Annotated in this window: 17 protein-coding genes; 9 read left to right on the top strand and 8 right to left on the bottom strand. The window is 64.7% G+C overall.

Annotation, left to right across the window (positions count from 1 at the left end; genetic code table 11):
* Nucleotide 1 precedes the first annotated feature (1 nt).
* The 4 genes from ACFXN1_RS10180 (at nt 2) to ACFXN1_RS10165 (ending at nt 6,457) form a co-directional block, all read left to right on the top strand.
* Complete coding sequence (locus ACFXN1_RS10180) at nt 2–2,578, top strand: Z1 domain-containing protein (protein WP_379442169.1); 2,577 nt, start codon at nt 2–4, stop codon at nt 2,576–2,578.
* Nucleotides 2,575–4,542: a hypothetical protein gene (locus ACFXN1_RS10175; RefSeq protein WP_379442167.1), complete on the top strand. Its 1,968-nt coding sequence runs from the start codon at nt 2,575–2,577 to the stop codon at nt 4,540–4,542. Before ACFXN1_RS10180 ends, ACFXN1_RS10175 begins: the two co-directional genes overlap by 4 nt.
* A gap of 323 nt (nt 4,543–4,865) precedes the next feature.
* The gene (locus ACFXN1_RS10170) at nt 4,866–5,426 is read left to right on the top strand and encodes a hypothetical protein (protein ID WP_379442166.1); all 561 of its coding nucleotides are present in this window, start codon (nt 4,866–4,868) and stop codon (nt 5,424–5,426) included.
* A 173-nt stretch (nt 5,427–5,599) separates the two neighbouring features.
* Nucleotides 5,600–6,457 carry a DUF6339 family protein gene (locus tag ACFXN1_RS10165; RefSeq protein WP_379442165.1) on the top strand — a complete coding sequence of 286 codons (858 nt, stop codon included), beginning with the start codon at nt 5,600–5,602 and terminating at the stop codon, nt 6,455–6,457.
* Between the two features lie 14 nt (nt 6,458–6,471).
* On the opposite strand, the gene ACFXN1_RS10160 is transcribed toward ACFXN1_RS10165, so the two are convergent.
* The 4 genes from ACFXN1_RS10160 to ACFXN1_RS10145 form a co-directional block, all read right to left on the bottom strand.
* Nucleotides 6,472–7,599, bottom strand: coding sequence for a DNA cytosine methyltransferase (locus ACFXN1_RS10160; RefSeq protein ID WP_379442163.1), 1,128 nt, complete (start codon nt 7,597–7,599; stop codon nt 6,472–6,474).
* 44 nt (nt 7,600–7,643) lie between these two features.
* Nucleotides 7,644–8,660, bottom strand: a complete 1,017-nt coding sequence (locus tag ACFXN1_RS10155; RefSeq protein ID WP_379442162.1) for a DNA cytosine methyltransferase — start codon at nt 8,658–8,660, stop codon at nt 7,644–7,646.
* Between the two features lie 67 nt (nt 8,661–8,727).
* Complete coding sequence (locus ACFXN1_RS10150; RefSeq protein ID WP_379442160.1) at nt 8,728–8,973, bottom strand: hypothetical protein; 246 nt, start codon at nt 8,971–8,973, stop codon at nt 8,728–8,730.
* A gap of 295 nt (nt 8,974–9,268) precedes the next feature.
* A complete protein-coding gene (locus tag ACFXN1_RS10145; RefSeq protein ID WP_379442159.1) occupies nt 9,269–9,895 on the bottom strand; it encodes a TetR/AcrR family transcriptional regulator in 627 nt (208 codons plus the stop codon).
* A gap of 123 nt (nt 9,896–10,018) precedes the next feature.
* Between ACFXN1_RS10145 and ACFXN1_RS10140 the strand changes: the two genes are divergently transcribed.
* Nucleotides 10,019–10,789: an SDR family NAD(P)-dependent oxidoreductase gene (locus ACFXN1_RS10140; RefSeq protein WP_379402826.1), complete on the top strand. Its 771-nt coding sequence runs from the start codon at nt 10,019–10,021 to the stop codon at nt 10,787–10,789.
* A 206-nt stretch (nt 10,790–10,995) separates the two neighbouring features.
* Nucleotides 10,996–11,295 (top strand): hypothetical protein, encoded by a 300-nt coding sequence (locus tag ACFXN1_RS10135; protein WP_379402827.1) that lies wholly within the window; start codon nt 10,996–10,998, stop codon nt 11,293–11,295.
* Between the two features lie 111 nt (nt 11,296–11,406).
* On the opposite strand, the gene ACFXN1_RS10130 is transcribed toward ACFXN1_RS10135, so the two are convergent.
* From ACFXN1_RS10130 to ACFXN1_RS10115, 4 genes are all read right to left on the bottom strand, one after another.
* Nucleotides 11,407–12,018, bottom strand: coding sequence for a Uma2 family endonuclease (locus ACFXN1_RS10130; protein ID WP_379442158.1), 612 nt, complete (start codon nt 12,016–12,018; stop codon nt 11,407–11,409).
* Nucleotides 12,019–12,152: 134 nt separating this feature from the next.
* Nucleotides 12,153–13,154 carry a ketol-acid reductoisomerase gene (gene ilvC, locus ACFXN1_RS10125; protein ID WP_379402835.1) on the bottom strand — a complete coding sequence of 334 codons (1,002 nt, stop codon included), beginning with the start codon at nt 13,152–13,154 and terminating at the stop codon, nt 12,153–12,155.
* 110 nt (nt 13,155–13,264) lie between these two features.
* Nucleotides 13,265–13,768 carry an acetolactate synthase small subunit gene (ilvN, locus tag ACFXN1_RS10120; RefSeq protein WP_040860049.1) on the bottom strand — a complete coding sequence of 168 codons (504 nt, stop codon included), beginning with the start codon at nt 13,766–13,768 and terminating at the stop codon, nt 13,265–13,267.
* On the bottom strand, nt 13,765–15,723 hold the full coding sequence (locus ACFXN1_RS10115) for an acetolactate synthase large subunit (protein WP_379442156.1): 1,959 nt from the start codon (nt 15,721–15,723) through the stop codon (nt 13,765–13,767). The genes ilvN and ACFXN1_RS10115 overlap by 4 nt, the downstream gene beginning before the upstream one ends.
* 374 nt (nt 15,724–16,097) lie before the next feature.
* Between ACFXN1_RS10115 and ACFXN1_RS10110 the strand changes: the two genes are divergently transcribed.
* The 3 genes from ACFXN1_RS10110 (at nt 16,098) to ACFXN1_RS10100 (ending at nt 18,922) form a co-directional block, all read left to right on the top strand.
* Nucleotides 16,098–16,619, top strand: coding sequence for a PH domain-containing protein (locus ACFXN1_RS10110; RefSeq protein ID WP_379442155.1), 522 nt, complete (start codon nt 16,098–16,100; stop codon nt 16,617–16,619).
* Nucleotides 16,620–16,764: 145 nt separating this feature from the next.
* A complete protein-coding gene (gene ilvD, locus ACFXN1_RS10105; RefSeq protein ID WP_379442154.1) occupies nt 16,765–18,606 on the top strand; it encodes a dihydroxy-acid dehydratase in 1,842 nt (613 codons plus the stop codon).
* 16 nt (nt 18,607–18,622) lie between these two features.
* Nucleotides 18,623–18,922: a hypothetical protein gene (locus ACFXN1_RS10100; RefSeq protein ID WP_379402832.1), complete on the top strand. Its 300-nt coding sequence runs from the start codon at nt 18,623–18,625 to the stop codon at nt 18,920–18,922.
* Nucleotides 18,923–19,006: the final 84 nt, after the last annotated feature.

Genomic DNA, 19,006 nt, shown 5'->3' with positions numbered 1-19,006 from the left:
GATGGACGACGTTGTAGACGACGCGTACGAAACATTCGAGATGCTTCTGAACCACAACATTCCGGAGGACGCGATCAAGCGGCTGGTCCGTCTCGGCACCGCACCGGAGATCGTTCAGCAGGTTCGTGAGCGTCACGAGCGCCGCCTCCTCGAGATCAAGGCGATGGACGAGCCGCACTCCGTCGTGCGAGGGAATCGTTACACCTGGTACACAGGCCCCCAGCCGAGCGACAAGTTCTGGCCCGCGCTGGAACGAATCCTGGAACGGCAGGGCTGGTCCAAGGATCCGGCGATCGATCGTCTGGACAAGTCGTCCACCCGCATCGTTTCGCTGCTGAATCATCCACTGGAGGCCCGGTTTTCAACTCGCGGGCTGGTAGTCGGATACGTGCAGTCCGGCAAGACAACCAATTTCACTGCGGTGATAGCGAAAGCGGCCGACCGGGGATACAAGCTGTTCATCGTGCTCGCTGGGATCCACAACGGACTTCGACGACAGACGCAGGCCCGCCTGAATCAACAGCTCGTACAGCCCAACCTGACATCCTGGTCCCAGATCACCGACCTCGAAAGCGATTTCACGCCGCTGGCGAACCCGGCGGCTTACTTCGGGTCGGCCAACAAAACACATGTGCTGTGCGTCGTCAAGAAGAACGCCATCGTGCTGGAAAAGCTGGCACGCTGGCTGGAGGACGCCTCGGACTTCCTGGCGGATACACCCGCGTTGATCATCGATGACGAAGCGGACCAGGCGACAGTCGCCACGAAGAAGATCAATCCGCTCATCCGCAGAGTGTTGGATACGCTGACGAAGGCAGCTTATGTGGGCTATACGGCATCACCGTTCGCGAACTTGCTCATCGATCCGTCGGACGAGAACGACCTCTACCCGAAGGACTTCATCGTCAACCTGCCGAAACCGCACGACCACTTCGGTACCGAAGTCTTGTTCGGTCGGTACGCGCTGGACGGCGAGGATCCGAACGAGGTGTTCGACGGCCATGACATGACCCGAACGGTCCCGGACGAGGACATCCCGTTGGTGCGACCACGTACCAAGCTCGCCGCCGATGGCTTCATGCCCTCGATCACCGACTCGCTACGCCGCGCGGTCAACTACTTCTGGTTGGCGACCGCCGCACGGCGGGTCCGAGGAACCGGAAATCAGCACTCCACCATGCTGATCCACACGAGCGTGCGGACGGCCGTCCACAACAGCTTCCGAGCGCCGCTGGAAGCGCTCCGGGCGGGGACGGCCCGCAGCCTGTCCACCCCGACGGCACTCGCCGACCTACGAGCGCTCTGGGAATCCGAAACCACGCGGGTCCCCGCATCGGACTTCGGCGAGGTGGCGGTGACATTCGATCAGCTGATCGAGAGGTTGCCGGGTGTTCTCGAAGACTGTCGAGTTATCATGGACAATTCCGGCAGCACGGACCGTCTGGACTACGAAAACGGTCCGGTGGTAGCGATCGCGGTCGGCGGGAACACCCTGTCGCGTGGACTCACACTCGAAGGCTTGCTCGTGAGCTACTTCGTGCGCGCAGTCACCGTCTACGATACGTTGCTGCAGATGGGCCGATGGTTCGGCTATCGGAGCGGCTACGAGGACCTACCACGCATATGGATGACGGAGGAACTCGAAGAATGGTTCCGCCACCTCGCAACCGTAGAGACCGAAATGCGGCGCGACATAGACGTTTACATGACCGAGGACAAGACACCGCTCACGTTCGCGGTTAGGCTCCGAACACATCCGGCGCTCCGCGTGACGGCGGCGGCGAAGATGCAGGATGCCATTACCGCCCGCGCCGGGTACGGTGGCCAGCGCGTTCAAACACGATACTTCCACAAGGATCCCGACTGGCTGCTGGGAAATCAGCAGGCCGCCCGCAAGCTGGTGACGGCGGCCATCGGGGACCGGCACTCGATGGAGGGCTCATCTGCGGAGGGGCGCTTCATCTTTCGCGGCGTCTCCAGTGATTACGTGCTGGAGTTTCTGCGAAACTATCAATTCCATCAGCGTTCGCAGGAGTGCAACGCAACGATGATGTCGCACTATATCGAGGCAAGAATCCGCAATAGCCGCGCCTTGGGGCGCTGGAACATTGCGATTCTGGGCAATCCGAAATCGGAGGTCGACAGCTTCGAGTTCACGGATGGGATTTCGGTCGGTAGGATCACCCGCTCGGCGATCACGAGCGAAGCAGACTTTGCCGACATCAAGACTTTGATGAGCCGCAAGGACGCCGCTATCGATTTGGCCGGCGACGTCTCGTCCTGGTCGGAACAGGAGATCCGGATTGCTCGTACCCAGCAACTACCCAATGTGGGCTTGCTCGTGTTGTATCCGATCGACAAAGTGTCCACCCCCGCGCCCTCCCGAAAGATGCGTCGGTCCCTCGACGCACCCGAACACGTCATCGGGGTCGGATTCATGTTCCCCGATCCTCGGGACACGGACTCAACAGTGCCGTGGGAAGCCAACTACATCTCCGCGGACCTGTCGGGCGTTCCCGGCGGCGGCGACCTCGAGGACGAGGACTACAGCCCCTTGGATACCGAGGATCAATCGTGACAAGCCCCATGTGGTTCTCCCAGCCCTATCCGGCCGAAGGCGCCAGTGCCGCCGAGGGAATCAGGAATCAGCTCGGCAAGCCCGAACTGGACTATCTGACGATTCTCGTGCGCGAATCGGCCCAGAACAGTTGGGACGCTCGAACAGGCGACACAACGGTCGACTTCCGGATGGATCTGCGGACCATCAGCGCCGCGGATACGGCGGCCTGGCGACAGCATTTCCTAAACTCCGCCCCACCGGATTCCCAACTGCCGCTTCGAAAGTCGCTGAACAAACCCATTGTTCGGGTTCTGTCGATCTCGGACCGCGGCACACGAGGTCTGGGCGGCCCGACCAGAGCCGACAAAATTATCAATATCGCGGACCAAGATTTCGCTTCGTTCCTACGCAATATTGGGGAGCCGCGGCATAAGGAGCTCGGCGGTGGCACATACGGATTCGGCAAGGGAATTCTCTACCTGGTATCGAAGCCCGGAGTAATCCTCGTTCATACTCGCTGTAAGTTCAACGGCAGCTATGAGACTCGTCTGATGGGCGCGGCTCTGTGGCGTAGCTACCAGGGTGCGACGGCGGACGGCATCGGACGCTATACCGGAAGACACTGGTGGGGTGACGGTTCGGGCGCCGTCATAGAGCCGCTGACGGGCGAGGCCGCCGATACCATGGCCCGGCGCTTGGGATTACAGCCGTTCGGTCCGTCCGAAACCGGAACCACGATCACCGTCGTCGATCCGGATCTGGGTGATCGGGAGCCGCCCGAAGCGGCCGGGTATCTTGCCGAAACCATCGCGTGGCAGTTGTGGCCCAAGATGCTGGCGACCAATTCCGGCCGGCCGGGGCCCGCCATGAAGTTCACCGTCACCTGCGACGGCATCGAGTACCCAGTGCCCGATCCGTCCGGTCGACATCCGCTGCGCTTGTTCGTGGCCGCGTACCAACAGATGATCGGAACGTCCACTCGTCCGATACAGGCCTTTCGCCCAAAGCGCCTGCTCGGCCGACTCGGCCTGGTAAGACGCACGATCCCGCCCTTTTACCCCTCGGAGGCCGCCGCGGCGGCCGGCATCAACGGCCAGTTCCATCACGTGTGTCTGATGAGACCTGCCGAATTAGTGGTGACGTACTGGCCGGGCCCGAAGCCACCCAGCGAGTTGATTTCCTATGCGGGGGTATTCCGAGCGGACACGTCCATGGACAAGATCTATGCCGCCGCCGAGCCGCCCACACATGACGCCTGGAATTACCAGTCGCTGGAGGACCGCGACAACCGAACCTTCGTGAAGACCACCTTCACCCGGCTCAAGGAAGCAGCCGAATCGGTCCTCGCCATCAACCGCGGCGACGTCTCCGCTGTCGCCGGAGTCTCGCTGGGTGCGGCGAGCGACAGGTTCTCACCACTGATCGGTGGTGTGTGGGGCACCGGCAGCGCGACGGACTACGGCAAGCCGGGCGAAACCCGTCTTCCCGGAACACCCGGCGACGGGAACCATGGCCCCGACGAGGAGGCGGCATCGACCGATGCGAGTGCCGGAAACGGCCCTCGGCTCGGCCCCGGCTCGAAGGGCGCCAACCGCCCCTCGGAGGGGGGTTCCGGCGACAGTTCATCAGGCCCGAAGGCTCCACGTCGACCACGGATCGACTACATCGGCACTCCATATCTCGACGAATACGATGGCATGGCTGTGGTCGTGCAGGAGTTTCGACTGCCCTCGCCACTGCCCCAACACATCTCAGCCGAGCTCGCCGTGGCGTTGACCGCCGACGGTGGGCGGGAAACCGAGCCGCCCGCTGGCGCCGCACAACCGGATCTGATCGGTTGGCAGGATCAGGATGGGCTGCTGAGGCGTGCACAAACCTTCACTGTCACCGGCGGAGACGGCCGCGTATGGAAAGCCATCGTCAAACCCGCACCGGACACCATGACAGACATCAAGATCCGGGTCTCGGCGGGTGATGCGTGATGCGTGTTCTGCCATATCGCATTCCGAACCCGAATGCCGTCCGAGCCGAGGGCTGGCGTCTGGTCCTGGATGGAGAAGAACTACCGATGCCGGAGTCGTACCCGCACTGGGACTACCAGACGGCTGTGACGCTGCGTCGGACGATCTCGCTCGACCTCGAGCGGGCGCGCAGTGAATCCGGTCTGGCGCCGAATTCCGCACTGGCAGTCGCTGCCGTATGGACGTCCACCGGTTCCAAATTGAAAGGCACGGGGGACCGACTGCCGGCGGTCTCGGGTCCGATACGGCTGGAAGTACGACTACCCGGCGCGGATCTCGGCGGTGTGCTGGTTCTGGACACCGCGCTGGTCCTCACCGAACGCCGTGACGGCACGGACAGACCGACTGCCGCGCGTCGAGCGGGATCGGTGCTCTGGAGCGATCGTCACGAGCTGCGACTGCAGGGCGACGCACCCCAATTCCCCATGGCTGTAATCGATTTCCGGAAGACCGCGTATCCGGTCGAGGCAGCCTGGCACCTGGAGCTCGATTCGCTCGAGGTAGCCTCGATGGGCTCTTTGCTGCTGCTGGTCAACGAGAGCAAGCCGGCGGTGGCCCAAGCACTGACCAACGCCGCGCGGCCACGACCGCAGGACCGCGTCGTGCTCGCGGTGCTGTACGCCGACATCGCCAGAACCATGATCGACCATGCCCTCCGAAATCCCGACTTCGAAGACGGTGCGGTATTTCCCGACGACTCACTGGGCGCAACGATCAAAGCACTGTTTGGGCGGCTCTTTCCGAATCGCTCGATCAAGGACGTGCGCCTGCAGGCCGATCGTTCGCCCAGCTGGTTGTGGACCGAAGTACAGGCCGGCGTCGATCTCTTCGGGGGTATCGAATGAGTCTCTTGTATCCCAGGCTGCTACGGGCGCGCTCGAGGGAACTGGCAGAAGAATATCGCCACCTGAATCTCGAAACCCTCGCCGCCAGGTGGTCCCCCACCGAGGAGTCATCGGTCTACGTCGCGACGGGAGGCGCTCGCGCTCAGCCTGAGACCCTGATCAGCCTTCGCCGGATGGTCGTGGAATTGGCAGAAGGCTCGGGATTCCCAGGCGAACTGTCGACCGGCCAGAAAACCACCTTCGACCTGACGTTGGCAGAATCCCTGCACCGGGAGATGCGGATAGCCCCCGCGGAGGCAGCATCGGGTGACGTCTGGGCGTTCCTGGCGCTGGTCCTGATGCCGGACATAGCCCACTGGCGATTTCCCAACCCGCCCGGCGATCGCGTACGCGGCTCCGACCTGACGCGCCACGTATTCGGCCGTCTCTGGTGGCGTGCGCAGCTGGTCCATGCCCCCGGCGACCCCAATCCCTATGGGGCACTGAAAGTTCTGGGCGAAGCGGCGTTCGATCAGATCTACGCCCGACGGGCTGCGCTGGGCGGCAGCCCCCACCTGATCAAATCGATTCTGCGAGTGTGGAACGACCTGAATCTGCGCGGGCTGATCGAACGGGAAGTCCTTCGAGAATTCCTGAAAAGACTCCTGCGGCTCGCGCCATTCGTGTTGTTCGAGAGTGTGGACGACGAAGCCCTCGACATCGAACTTCGCGCGGTAGCCCACGAAACGGTGTTCGGCATCCAGATAAGAGACGGCCGCTCGGAGGCAGATGCTATGGCATGCGCGGACGCGGTTGTTGCAGTACAAATTCCGTTACCCGAACCGTCATCTCGACCACCGGCCGACGCCGATCGAGACTTCGGATTGTGGCTAACCGGGCAACTGGAACAGCTCAACATGTCCTGTCCCGAGCTAGCCGCGAACCTCGATGTAACCCCGGCAGCGGTGTCCGCTTGGATCAACGGCAGGTCCCAACCGCGTGAGCAGATCAAAACCAAGATCGGACTCGTACTCGGAATCGAGGGGCCATAGGCAGACCGGTCGGGTCACTCGCCGATGGGTGACAGCGAGATCACGCCTCCGCGTGTGTCTTTCCATTTTCCTTCGACCGCTTTGTCGAGGGCGGCCGTATCGAAAGTCATCCCCAGCGCCGCCGCGAGCACATGGGTCGCAAGACGCGGAGGGATAGCATTGCCGATCTGTTGCGCAGTGTTTCGCCCGGACCATGGATAGTCCGGCGGGAACGTCTGCAGTTGACCGGCTTCGCCCGCGGTGAACCGGTCGAGTTCGGCGCCTGTCTTGGTGTCTTTCAGGCGATTTCGGGAGATCTTTCCGGTGACTGTGGCCGACGGTTCCTCCCAGCTGCGCTCGCCACGGGCCTTCGGATCGCCGCCGGTACCATAGTTCGACCTGACCGAGAAGTTCTCGCGTTTGAGCGCAGTTCCCATCGAAACCCAGGGAAGAAGCTCCGCCGAACCTTCATGTTGGCGGGTGCCTTTGCGGTAGCGCCGGTGCGTCGCGGCCGGCATTACCGGACTGCCCAGTCTGCTCGCGATCAGGATGGCGCGACGGCGTGTCTGCGGGACACCGAATTCCTCCGTGTGGAGAATCTCGCAAGCATATTGGTAACCAATCTTCGTTAATGCCTCACCGATTGCTTTCCAGACCGGTAGTACTGCTGGGACCTGCTCCAATACGATTACGTCGTACGGCTTTTCGGCATCGAAGGCTTCGATCGCCCAGCGCAGCGGCTCCAGTACGAGTCCGGTCCGCTCATCTCCGGTCTTCTCGTGCAGCTCCGCGTGGGCCGCCTCCATCGTCTCCCGGTTGATCATGCGATCGACCATGCCTAGAACACGATCCAATTCGCCACGACCGGCCCCGTTCCCCGCCACGGTATACGTCTGGCAGGGAGGACCGCCGGCAAGAATGGTCAGATCGGGCTGTTCGCTTGCGTCATCGTCACGAAAGTCATCCGGACCGTAGTCGTAGACATCACCCTGCTTGGTCTCAAGGTCCGCCAATCCCCGAGTCGCACATGCATCGCTGTCCCACTCGACCCCGTGGACATCGATCCCGAGCCATCGAGCCGCGACATCCAAGCCTCCTGGGCCGGCAAAGAGGTCGACCATACGGATCCGTGCACGCGCGGTCGGTGACTGTTCGGCTGGCATGGTTCCGAATCCTATCGATCGAAGATTCCGGGCAAGAATGCAGTTCACGCACTGGTGAGGGCACTGCGAACCGCGGTACCGACCACACGGGCCACCGGCGGCGGCGTCGCGTGACCGATCTGTCGATACCGCATCGTCTTCTGCCCCGCGAACTTCCAGCCTGACGGAAAACCCTGAAGAATCGCCGTCTGGTCGACCGTCAGACGGAGCAAGCCCTCACGCCCACGATTCGGGTCCCACCGGAAACCAGCGGTCGGCAGTTCATCCGCGAGACTGCCGCCGTACACACCCATACGCTCCCATGCCCGCTTGGTTCCCGAGGGTCCGAGGTCGGCGCCGCCCCGGTCCATGGACCCGCCGACCAGTGTCGGAGCGACACGGTCGGCCTGATGCGCCCACTCGGCCGCTCCGTTCCAGCCCTTGGAAGCCATAGTTTCGAGCAACGCCTCACCAACTGTCACAGGTCGGTCGCCCGTGATCGGTGCCGGTACTTCGAAACTACTGATCCCGTTCCCCTTGAACGCGACCAGGAATCCTTCCTTGCGTTCCTGCGGGACACCGAATTCGGCTGCATCGAGAACGAACCAACACATCCGATAGCCCAAGTGCTCAAGTTCTGCTTCGATGAAATTCCGAATAGACTCATACGAGGGCTTGGTCACGAGATCCGGGACGTTCTCGATGAGGAGTGCTCTGGGCTGAATTCCGTGCGCGAGCATGACCGCGGCCTCGAGTAACTCCAATTCGATCTCGCTGCCGCGAGCTCGATTGACCGCCGCGGTCGCTTTGACCCGAGGCAGGCCCGCCGACACGAGATCCACGTCGTAGGTGAACGGGTACTCGGCGGGGTCGAAATCCAATAGATCCGCCTGCAGCACGCTCCACTCCGGCCGATTGAGCCGCAATGTCTCACAGGCGATTTCGAGCTTGTCCAGCAGCAAGGCCGGCACGAATCCAGCCTGCTCCAGACCATGCGCGAGACCGCCGGCACCGGCGCAGACGTCCACGAACGACAGGGGCTGCACAGATCTCGAGAACCCAGCGACAGCATCGTCCATCATGGCCCCCGATCGAACTGGGACGGTTTGCCCCTATCCGAGCAAACCATACACGCGTCATCGTGCGTCGCTAACCTCCGACGCGAAGTTCCCGCATGCATCGGATAACGAAGTCGGCCGGATCCTCGCCGTCGTCACGACTCGCCCAGAGCTCCAACGCTATCCGGATCGCGCTGGCTGCGGCGGCTGCCCTCAGACGCACCTCGACCGGGTCCGCGTCTGGTTCGACATGTTCGGTGAGGACCGCGAAGAGGTCGCGTTTCGCTTCCATGTTGATGCGGTGCCAGATGGCGCCGAGGGCTGGATCGGAGTCCATGCCTGAAGAATGCCTCGGGTGATTTCGAGGTATTCGGGGCTGTCGCCCTGGGAGAGGGAGCGGATGGCGGCGGCTTCGAATTCAGCGGGATTTGGGAGACGGCGAGGGCCCGCCGCGATCTCGGCCAGCCAGCGTTGGGCGCCTGCGGCGAGCATGGGCTCTGCGGACTCTTCCTTGGTGCGGGTGTAGCGGTAGAAGGCGCGGAGGGCTACGCCGGACTCGGAGGCTATCCGTTCAGCTTTGGTTGTATCGCGCCAAGTTTGGCGCCGCCCGGGCACTACACGCCATCGAATCGTTAGTGACCGATTCCGGTGGCCAGTACATGGAGGGCACGGACGGCGAGGGCGGCGGGGGAACCGTCGCCACTGGTTGGTCCATTATCGGATACCCACTGCTCGATGGCGATTCGGATCGCGCCCGCGGCGGCTGCGGCAAGAAGGCGGAGGTGCAAGGGATCTGCGCTGCCGTCTGCCAGATCGGCCAGCACACGGAGTAATTCGCGTTCGGCTTCGAGGTTGATGCGATGCCAGACGGTGCGGAGGGCTGGGTCGTCGTCCATCGCGTGGATTAGTCCGCGCGTGATTTCGAGGTCTTCGGGAGCGCCTTCGAATGTGAGGGAGGATCGGGCTGCTGCTTCGAGCTCCACCAAGGTGGGTAGTCGCCGCGGGCCGGAGGCGACGATCTCCAACCAGCGTTGGGCTCCCGCTGCGAGCATGGGTTCGACTGCTTCTTCCTTCGTGCGCGAGTAGCGGTAGAAGGTGCGGAGGGCTACGCCGGATTCGGCGGCTATTTGATCTGCCGTGACCTCGGAGGTGCCGTGAGCCGCGAAGAGGCGGGCGGCGGTTCGGGCTATGTCCATGCGGGTTTCTTGTTTGCGGCGTTCGGCGAGGGTGGGGCGCGGTGGGGCGGGTTGGGCGGACATTTTCACCTCCTTTGGGCGGGCTCGTTGGGACAATCCTAGTTGACGGGATGCCATGATGGCATGACGTGCCATGTAGGCGTAGCGTGACAGGAGAGGCTGAGAACCTACGTAAGGAGAACCGCAATGGAGCGTTTTGACGGCCGTCGAGTAGTGATCACCGGGGCGGGGTCGGGGATTGGGCGGGCTACTGTGCATCGGATCCTGGCCGAGGGTGGGCAGGTTGTCGGGGCGGACGTGAATGAAGCCGGGCTGGCGGAGACTGCCAAGCAGGCTGCGGAGAACGGGAATGGGGATCGGCTCACCACGCTGGTGGTGGATATCGCTGATGAGGGGTCGGTGAAGGCCGGTGTTGCTGCTGCGGTCGAGGCGCTCGGTGGGATCGATGCGCTGATCAATGCGGCGGGGATTCTGCGGTCGGCGCATACGCACGAGATGCCGCTGGCTGATTTCAACAAGATCATTGCCATCAACCTGACCGGTACGTTCCTGATGATTCGCGAGGCGCTGCCGCAGCTGCTCGCCTCGGACAAGGGCGTGATCGTCAACTTCACGTCGACGTCCGCGTTCTTCGCGCACCCGTACATGTCCGCGTATGCCGCGTCCAAGGGCGGCATCATGTCCATGACGCACGCGCTCGCCGCGGAGTACTCCAAGCAGGGGCTGCGCGTGGTTGCCGTTGCGCCGGGGTCGATTTCGAGTGATATGACCTCCGGGCGTGGCCCGGGGCTGCCGGCGGATGCCGATCTGAGCCTGTTCATGAAGCTTGCGCCGGGAATCGGGCAGGGCTTCGCGTCGCCGGATACCGTGGCGGGCGTGGTCGCCATGCTGGCGTCGGATGACGGTGCGTTCATCACCGGCACCGAGATTCGGATCGACGGCGGCACGCACTACTGAGTCTGCAGCACTCGGTTCGACACCCACAGAATCGAATCGAGTCGCAGTTGCGAACGGCCTTGCGGGAGAATTCCTGCGGGGCCGTTGCCGTGCACTGGGTTTCGGGGGTCGCTCAGGGTCTCGTGTCATACATGAGGACCATTCGGCCCTGAATTCACAGGGATTCGGATTCACAAACAGGCACGATTCGGGCACAGTTGCTGACCATGAAGTCGACATCTCTACACCGGATCGCAGCCCGCGTGGCTGTCGCCGGTGCGATCGCCTTGGTTCCCCTTGCAGCAGTGACAATTCCGGCCTCGGCGGACGTTCCGCTGGACAACGCGCCCAGCGATGTGGCGTGGCCCCACCACCAGGACGGCTGGTGGGATCGCGACGATTGGCGCCACCGCCACGACCGTGATGACTGGGACCACGACCGCGACGGCTGGAACCGGGACTGGCGTCACGACAACGATGGCTGGTGGTGGCGCAATGCGCTGCCGGACAGCTTCGGCAGCTGGTAAACCCGAGAAACGACCACACCTCACGCGATCCCCCCTCACGCGCGAACAGCGAAGGCCCGCCAGGAGAAATCCTGGCGGGCCTCCGCGGCTGAGATCCCGGAACCTCGGCTGTTACGGCGCTTGCAGGCTCTCGAACGTGACGGCGAGTGTGACCGGGGAGTCGAGAACCAAGCCGGTTCGATGGACGTGATGCGGTTCGTACCTCAGACCGGACCAGTCCAGACGGTATTCCTCGATGCGGTCGATGATCTCCCAGCTCTTGTCGAAATGCACGATGAGGTAGACAGGAATTCTCGCGCGTGCGTAGAGGACCCGTTTGATACCGATATCCGTATCGACGGTTTCCTTCGAGGCCACTTCGATCACGAGCTGAATGTGGTCTCGCACGGTGTTGACGTCGTATGGCTCGCAGTCACGAACCATGATGCCGGGGTATCGGACATTCAGCCGACGGTCGGCACGCTGATCTTCGGAGTCCGGAAGTCGAACCGCGACATCGGAATCCACCACGAGGCACGGTCCTGACGGGTGGCGCGCGGCTTCGATCATCGATGCCAGTCGACGCACCACTCGGCTGCGCGCGCCGCTCTGGGACATCAGTCTGACCAGCCGACCGTCCACGATCTCGATATCACCGGCGGTCTCGCCGAACGCATCCGGTTCGGCGGCGAGAAACTCCTCGGCCGTCAGATAGCGGCTCTCATCTGCGGGCGATACGGTCACCGGCACCTCTCAGATCAAGCCAATGAATATCGCGGACATGGACATCGCCATCGTAGTCCGCAGTACGCCAACGACCTGGTGACATGAAACGACCCGCCGGACACTGGGTCCGGCGGGTCGCAGTCGCGAAACCCTTAGGCGGTTTCGGTGATCGGGCGGTCGACCCAGCTCATCAGGCCGCGGAGCTTGGCGCCGGTGACCTCGATCGGGTGCTCGGCGTTGGCCTTGCGCAGACCCTCGAGCTCCTTGTTGCCGCCCTCGACGTTGGCGACCAGGCGCTTGACGAAGGTGCCGTCCTGGATGTCGGTCAGGATCGCCTTCATGCGCTCCTTGGTGCCGGCGTCGATGACGCGCGGGCCCGACAGGTAGCCACCGAACTCGGCGGTGTCGGAGACCGAGTAGTTCATGCGGGCGATGCCGCCCTCGTACATCAGGTCGACGATCAGCTTGAGCTCGTGCAGGACCTCGAAGTAGGCCATCTCCGGCGCGTAGCCGGCCTCGACCATGACCTCGAAACCGGTCTTGACCAGTTCCTCGGTGCCACCGCAGAGCACGGCCTGCTCACCGAAGAGGTCGGTCTCGGTCTCTTCCTTGAAGGTGGTCTTGATGACGCCGGCGCGGGTGCCGCCGATGCCCTTGGCGTAGGACAGCGCCAGCGCCTGGCCGGTGCCGGTCGGGTCCTGGTCGATGGCGATCAGGGCCGGAACGCCCTTGCCGTCGACGAACTGACGACGCACCAGGTGGCCCGGGCCCTTCGGGGCGACCATGCCGACGGTGACGTTGGCCGGAGCCTTGATCAGACCGAAGTGGATGTTGAGGCCGTGGCCGAAGAACAGCGCGTCGCCGTCCTTCAGGTGCGGCTCGATGTCGTTGGTGAAGATCGAGGCCTGCGCGGTGTCGGGCGCGAGGACCATGATCACGTCGGCCCACTCGGCGACCTCGGCCGGGGTACCGACGGTCAGGCCGGCCTCTTCGGCCTTGGCACGGGACTTCGAGCCCTCCTTGAGGCCGATGCGCACGTCGACGCCGGAGTCGCGCAGGCTCAGCGAGTGGGCGTGGCCCTGGCTGCCGTAGCCGATGACCGCGACCTTCTTGCCCTGGATGATCGACAGATCGGCATCGTCGTCGTAGAACATCTCGACTGCCACTTTGGGTGCTCCTTCTTGGATTCTGTGATTAAGCGTGGTGGATCCCGGCCGAAAGCATGCCGGGATGGCGGGCGGATGGCCGCCGCGGCGGCCGGTTACTAGCGAGTCGCGGTGATCGACTTGGGTCCACGACCCACCGCGACGACTCCGGACTGCACGATCTCACGGATCCCGTAGGGCTCCATCATGCGCAGCAGCGCGTCGAGCTTGGAGCGGGTGCCGGTGGCCTCGATGGTCAGCGCGTCGGGCGACACGTCGATCACCTTCGCGCGGAACAGGTTCACGGCCTCGATCACCTGGGTGCGCACGCTGGCGTCGGCGCGCACCTTCACCAGGATCAGTTCGCGGGCCACGGAGCTGTCCGTGTCCTGCTCGACGATCTTGATGACGTTGACCAGCTTGTTCAGCTGCTTGGTGACCTGCTCCAGCGGCAGATCCTCGACCGTGACGACGATGGTCATGCGCGAGATCTCCGGGATCTCGGTGCCGCCCACCGCGAGCGACTGGATATTGAAGCCACGCCGGGAGAACAGGCTGGCCACGCGGGCCAGCACGCCCGGCTTGTCCTCCACCAGCACGGACAGGGTGTGGGTGGTCGTCATTCCTCGGTCCCCTTCTGGGAGGCACGCTCGTGAGCGGCCAGCGAAGCCTTCTCGTGTGACATCGCCTCGTGGATCACGGCGGGCTCGGACGCCGACTCGTCGTCGTCGAACAGCGGGCGGATGCCGCGCGCGGCCATGATCTCGTCGTTGGAGGTGCCGGCGGCGACCATCGGCCACACCTGCGCGTCCTTGCCGACGATGAAGTCGATCACCACGGGCCGGTCGTTGATCGACTGCGCCTCCCGGATCGCGGCCTCCACGTCCTCTTCCTTCTCCACGCGAATGCCGTGGCAGCCCAGCGCTTCCGCCAGCTTCACGAAGTCGGGGATGCGCAGGGTGTGGGTGCCCAGGTCGGTGTTGGAGTAGCGCTTCTCGTAGAACAGGGTCTGCCACTGCCGGACCATGCCCAGGTTGCCGTTGTTGATCAGCGCGACCTTGATCGGCACGCCCTCGACGGCACAGGTGGCCAGCTCCTGATTGGTCATCTGGAAGCAGCCGTCACCGTCGATGGCCCAGACCTCGCGGTCCGGCATGCCCATCTTGGCGCCCATGGCGGCCGGCACGGCGTAGCCCATGGTGCCCAGACCACCGGAGTTCAGCCAGGTGCGCGGCTTCTCGTACTTGATGAACTGCGCGGCCCACATCTGGTGCTGGCCGACGCCGGCACAGTAGATGGCGTCGGGACCGGCCATCTGGCCCAGCTTCTCGATCACGAACTCCGGCGACAGCGAACCGTCGGACGGGGTCTTCCAGCCCAGCGGGTAGCTCTCGCGGACACCGCTCAGGTAGTGCCACCACTCGGTCAGATCCAGCAGCGGAGCCTTGCCCGCGGCGGCCGGATCGGCCTTGAGGGTCTCGATCAGCTCGGCGATGACCTCGCGGCAATCGCCCACGATCGGCACGTCCGCGTGGCGGTTCTTGCCGATCTCGGCCGGGTCGATGTCGGCGTGGATCACCTTGGCGTTCGGCGCGAACGAGTCCAGCTGGCCGGTGACGCGGTCGTCGAAACGCGCGCCCAGGGTGATCAGCAGGTCCGAACGCTGCAGTGCCGCAACGGCTCCCACGGTGCCGTGCATGCCCGGCATGCCCATGTTCAGGGTGTGGGTGTCGGGGAACGCACCGCGCGCCATCAGGGTGGTGACCACCGGAATGCCGGTCAGCTCGGCCAGTTCCAGCAGTTCCTCGCTGGCGTCGGCCTTGATGACACCGCCGCCGACGTACAGCACCGGAGCCTTGGCATCCATGATCATCCGGGCGGCCTCGCGCACCTGCTTGCCGTGCGGCTTGGTGACCGGACGGTAGCCGGGCAGCTTCATCTCCGGCGGCCAGGAGAAGGTGGTCTGCGCCTGCAGCACATCCTTCGGGATGTCGACCAGCACCGCGCCCGGGCGGCCGGTGGAGGCCAGGTGGAACGCCTCGGCGATCATCCGCGGGATGTCGATCGGGTCGGTGACCAGGAAGTTGTGCTTGGTGCACGCCATGGTGATGCCGGAGATGTCGGCTTCCTGGAAGGCGTCGGTGCCGATCAGCGAGCGGCCGACCTGACCGGTGATGGCCACCAGCGGCACCGAGTCCATCTGCGCGTCAGCGATCGGGGTGACCAGGTTGGTCGCGCCCGGACCGGACGTGGCCATGCACACACCCACCTTGCCGGTCGCCTGCGCATAGCCGGTCGCGGCGTGACCCGCGCCCTGCTCGTGGCGGACCAGCACGTGGCGGACCTTGGTGGAATCGAACAGCGGGTCGTAGACGGGAAGAATCGCACCGCCCGGAATGCCGAATACCGTGTCGACGCCGAGCTCCTCGAGGGAACGGACGACCGACTGCGCGCCGGTGACCCGCTCGGGCGGGACCTGGCGGCGGTTCGGGGTTGCGGCCGGAGCCGCGGTCGGCTGAGTGGCCGAAGGCGCGGGCCTGCGGGCCGAGGGCCCGGGCCGGGCGGTAGGTGCGCTCACCGTCTTGGTTCCTTACTGCTTGTCGTTCGAGTCCATGGGACTTGCCTGAACACAAAAAAGCCCCCGACAGCCAGTGGCTGTTCGAGGGTGGCGCGTCGCAGCTGCGAGCTGACGTAAATGACCTACAGTCGTCGGCTCAGCGCTGGACGCGCCGGCCGATTACGAGCAACTCGGTTCGATTCACGCGCTCGACGGTATGCGCGCGTGGGTCGTCCAGTCAAACAGCTGACCTATTGGGTCTCATTATGTGAGACAGTGCGGTTGATCGGGTCCGTTCACCGTGATGCAAGGATGTGGGTGTGTCCTCACAGCATCAGTCCGTGCCACCTGCTCGATCGTCCCACACGCCCGAGTCCGAATCCGACGCGGGTCGCGTGATCCGTGTCCCCCGGCTCGCTCACCTCGGGGTGTTCATCCTGCTGTTCTGCGTGGCGTTCGCGTTCTTCGGGTGGCCGCAGGTGCTGTGGATCCTGTTCGCCATCCCGGCCGCCGTGGTGGTGTGGATCGAGCGGACTCGAACGACCGTCTCGGACAATGGCGTCGACACGCGCACCCTGTTCGGCGGGCGGCACATCGACTGGGCCGACGTGCGCGGGCTGCGCATCCCCAAGCGGGGGTACCTGCAGCTGCATCTGGCCGACGACTCCGATGTGACGCTGCCCGCGGTGGGGTACAACCGGCTCGCGGATCTCGTCGCCGCCTCGGGCGGGCGCATCCCGGATCCGTTCGTGGAGCCCGAGGAGGATGAGGACGAAGCCGGCGACACTGCGGCCGAATCCACCGAGGCCGTGTCCGAATCCACCGACGCTGTGTCCGAAACCACGGAGCGCGAGGCCGAAACCACCGAGCCGACGGCCGAATCCACCGAGCGCGAGGCCGATTCCGGCAAGTCGTAAGCGTTTCGGGGGTGCAGAGTTCTTACCGGCGGTGATCGAGGTCATGGCGCGGGAGTAACGTTGAGGCCCGCCGGAGAACGTCGCGAGACGTATTTCTGGACAGTCGCTCAACAGCCCACTGCGACACGACCCGAGGACCTGACCAATGCCACCGCTTCGCTCACGCACCACCACCGCCGGCCGCAATGCCGCGGGCGCACGCGCCCTCTGGCGCGCGACCGGTCTCACCGACTCCGACTTCGGGAAGCCGATCGTCGCCATCGCGAACTCCTACACCCAGTTCGTCCCCGGCCACGTGCACCTGAAGGACGTCGGCGAGATCGTGGCCGAGGCGGTCCGGGCGGCCGGCGGCGTGCCGCGCGAGTTCCACACCATTGCCGTGGATGACGGCATCGCCATGGGTCACGGCGGCATGCTGTACTCGCTGCCCTCGCGCGAGATCATCGCGGACTCCGTGGAATACATGGCCAACGCGCACACCGCGGACGCGCTCGTGTGTATCTCCAACTGCGACAAGATCACTCCCGGCATGCTGAACGCCGCCATGCGGCTCAACATCCCTGCCGTGTTCGTCTCCGGCGGCCCGATGGAGGCCGGTAAGGCCGTGGTCGTCGGCGGCGTGGCCCAGGCCCCGACCGACCTGATCACCGCCATCTCCGCCAGCGCCTCGCCGAACGTCACCGAGGACGGGCTCACCGAGGTCGAACGCTCCGCCTGCCCGACCTGCGGCTCCTGCTCGGGCATGTTCACCGCCAACTCCATGAACTGCCTCACCGAGGCGCTGGGCCTGGCGCTGCCGGGCAACGGCTCCACGCTGGCCACCCACGCCGCGCGCCGGGCGCTGTTCGAGAAGGCCGGGCGGGTCATCGTCGATATCGCCACCCGCTGGTACCGCGACGACGACGCCTCGGTGCTGCCGCGGAACGTGGCCAATGCCAAGGCCTTCCGCAATGCCATGGCGCTCGATGTGGCCATGGGCGGTTCCACCAACACCGTGCTGCACACCCTCGCCGCCGCGCAGGAGGGTGAGATCGAGTTCGATCTGCAGACCATCGACGAGATCTCGCGTCGCGTGCCCTGCCTGTCCAAGGTGTCGCCGAACTCCGACTACCACATGGAGGACGTGCACCGCGCCGGTGGCATCCCGGCCATCCTCGGCGAGCTGCGCCGCGCCAACCTGCTCGAGACCGACGTGACCACGGTGCACACCGCGTCCTTCGACGAGTGGCTCGACACCTGGGACATCCGCTCCGGCAAGGCTTCCGACGAAGCCGTCGAGCTGTTCCACGCCGCGCCCGGCGGGGTGCGCACCACCGTGCCGTTCTCCACCGAGAACCGCTGGTCCTCGCTCGACACCGACGCCGAGGGCGGCTGCATCCGCGACCAGGAGCACGCCTACACCGTCGAGGGCGGGCTGTGCGTGCTGCGCGGCAATATCGCCCCGGACGGCGCGATCCTGAAGACCGCCGGTATCGACGAGGACCTGTTCACCTTCGAGGGCCCGGCCGTGGTGGTCGAATCCCAGGAGGAGGCGGTCTCGAAGATCCTGGGCAAGGAGATCAAGCCGGGCGACGTGGTCGTGGTCCGCTACGAGGGCCCCTCCGGCGGCCCGGGCATGCAGGAGATGCTGCACCCCACCTCGTTCCTGAAGGGCGTCGGCCTGGGCAAGGTCTGCGCGCTCATCACCGACGGCCGCTTCTCCGGCGGCACCTCGGGCCTGTCCATCGGCCACATCTCCCCGGAGGCGGCCAGCGGCGGGTCCATCGGCCTCATCGAGAACGGTGACCGCATCCGCATCGACGTGCACACCCGCGCGCTCGAATTGCTGGTCCCCGAAGACGTTCTCGCAGACCGCCGCGTGAAAATGGAAGCGTCCGAACGGCCTTGGCAGCCCGTGAACCGCGAGCGCCCGGTGACGACCGCGCTGCGTGCCTACGCCGCGCTCGCCACCTCCGCCGACAAGGGTGCCGTCCGGCGCGTGCCGTAATCAAGAAAGCAAGGGAATGACAATCGAATACATCGGCAAGGCCGACTCCATGCTTGCCGAGTACACGGCCATGCTCCAGCGGTCGGACGCCCGCAATGCCGAAGCGAAGGCGCTGCTCGCCGAGGCCGAGGAGCTGGCCGCCGAGGTGCGGGAACTCGACCACGCCGAGTTCATGGCGACGCCGGACGAGCAGGTCCGGATCAACCAGCACCGGGCGATGCTGCACCAGGAGATCGACAGCAAGTCCGGCCGGGTCCTCCAGCTCCATCAGGAGACCTTCCAGGAATGGGAATCCTGGACCACGCGTCAGTGGTGAAAGGTGGTGGGGGGGAAACCCCCCCCCCCCCCCCGGAAGGGAGTTTGGGGGGTGGTTTCTCCCCCCCGGGGGAAAACTCGCGGG

The organism is Nocardia sp. NPDC059154 (assembly GCF_042755705.1).
Classification (GTDB): domain Bacteria; phylum Actinomycetota; class Actinomycetes; order Mycobacteriales; family Mycobacteriaceae; genus Nocardia.
Note: the sequence above shows the minus strand (reverse complement) of the source record. Positions and strands in the feature narration are given on the sequence as shown.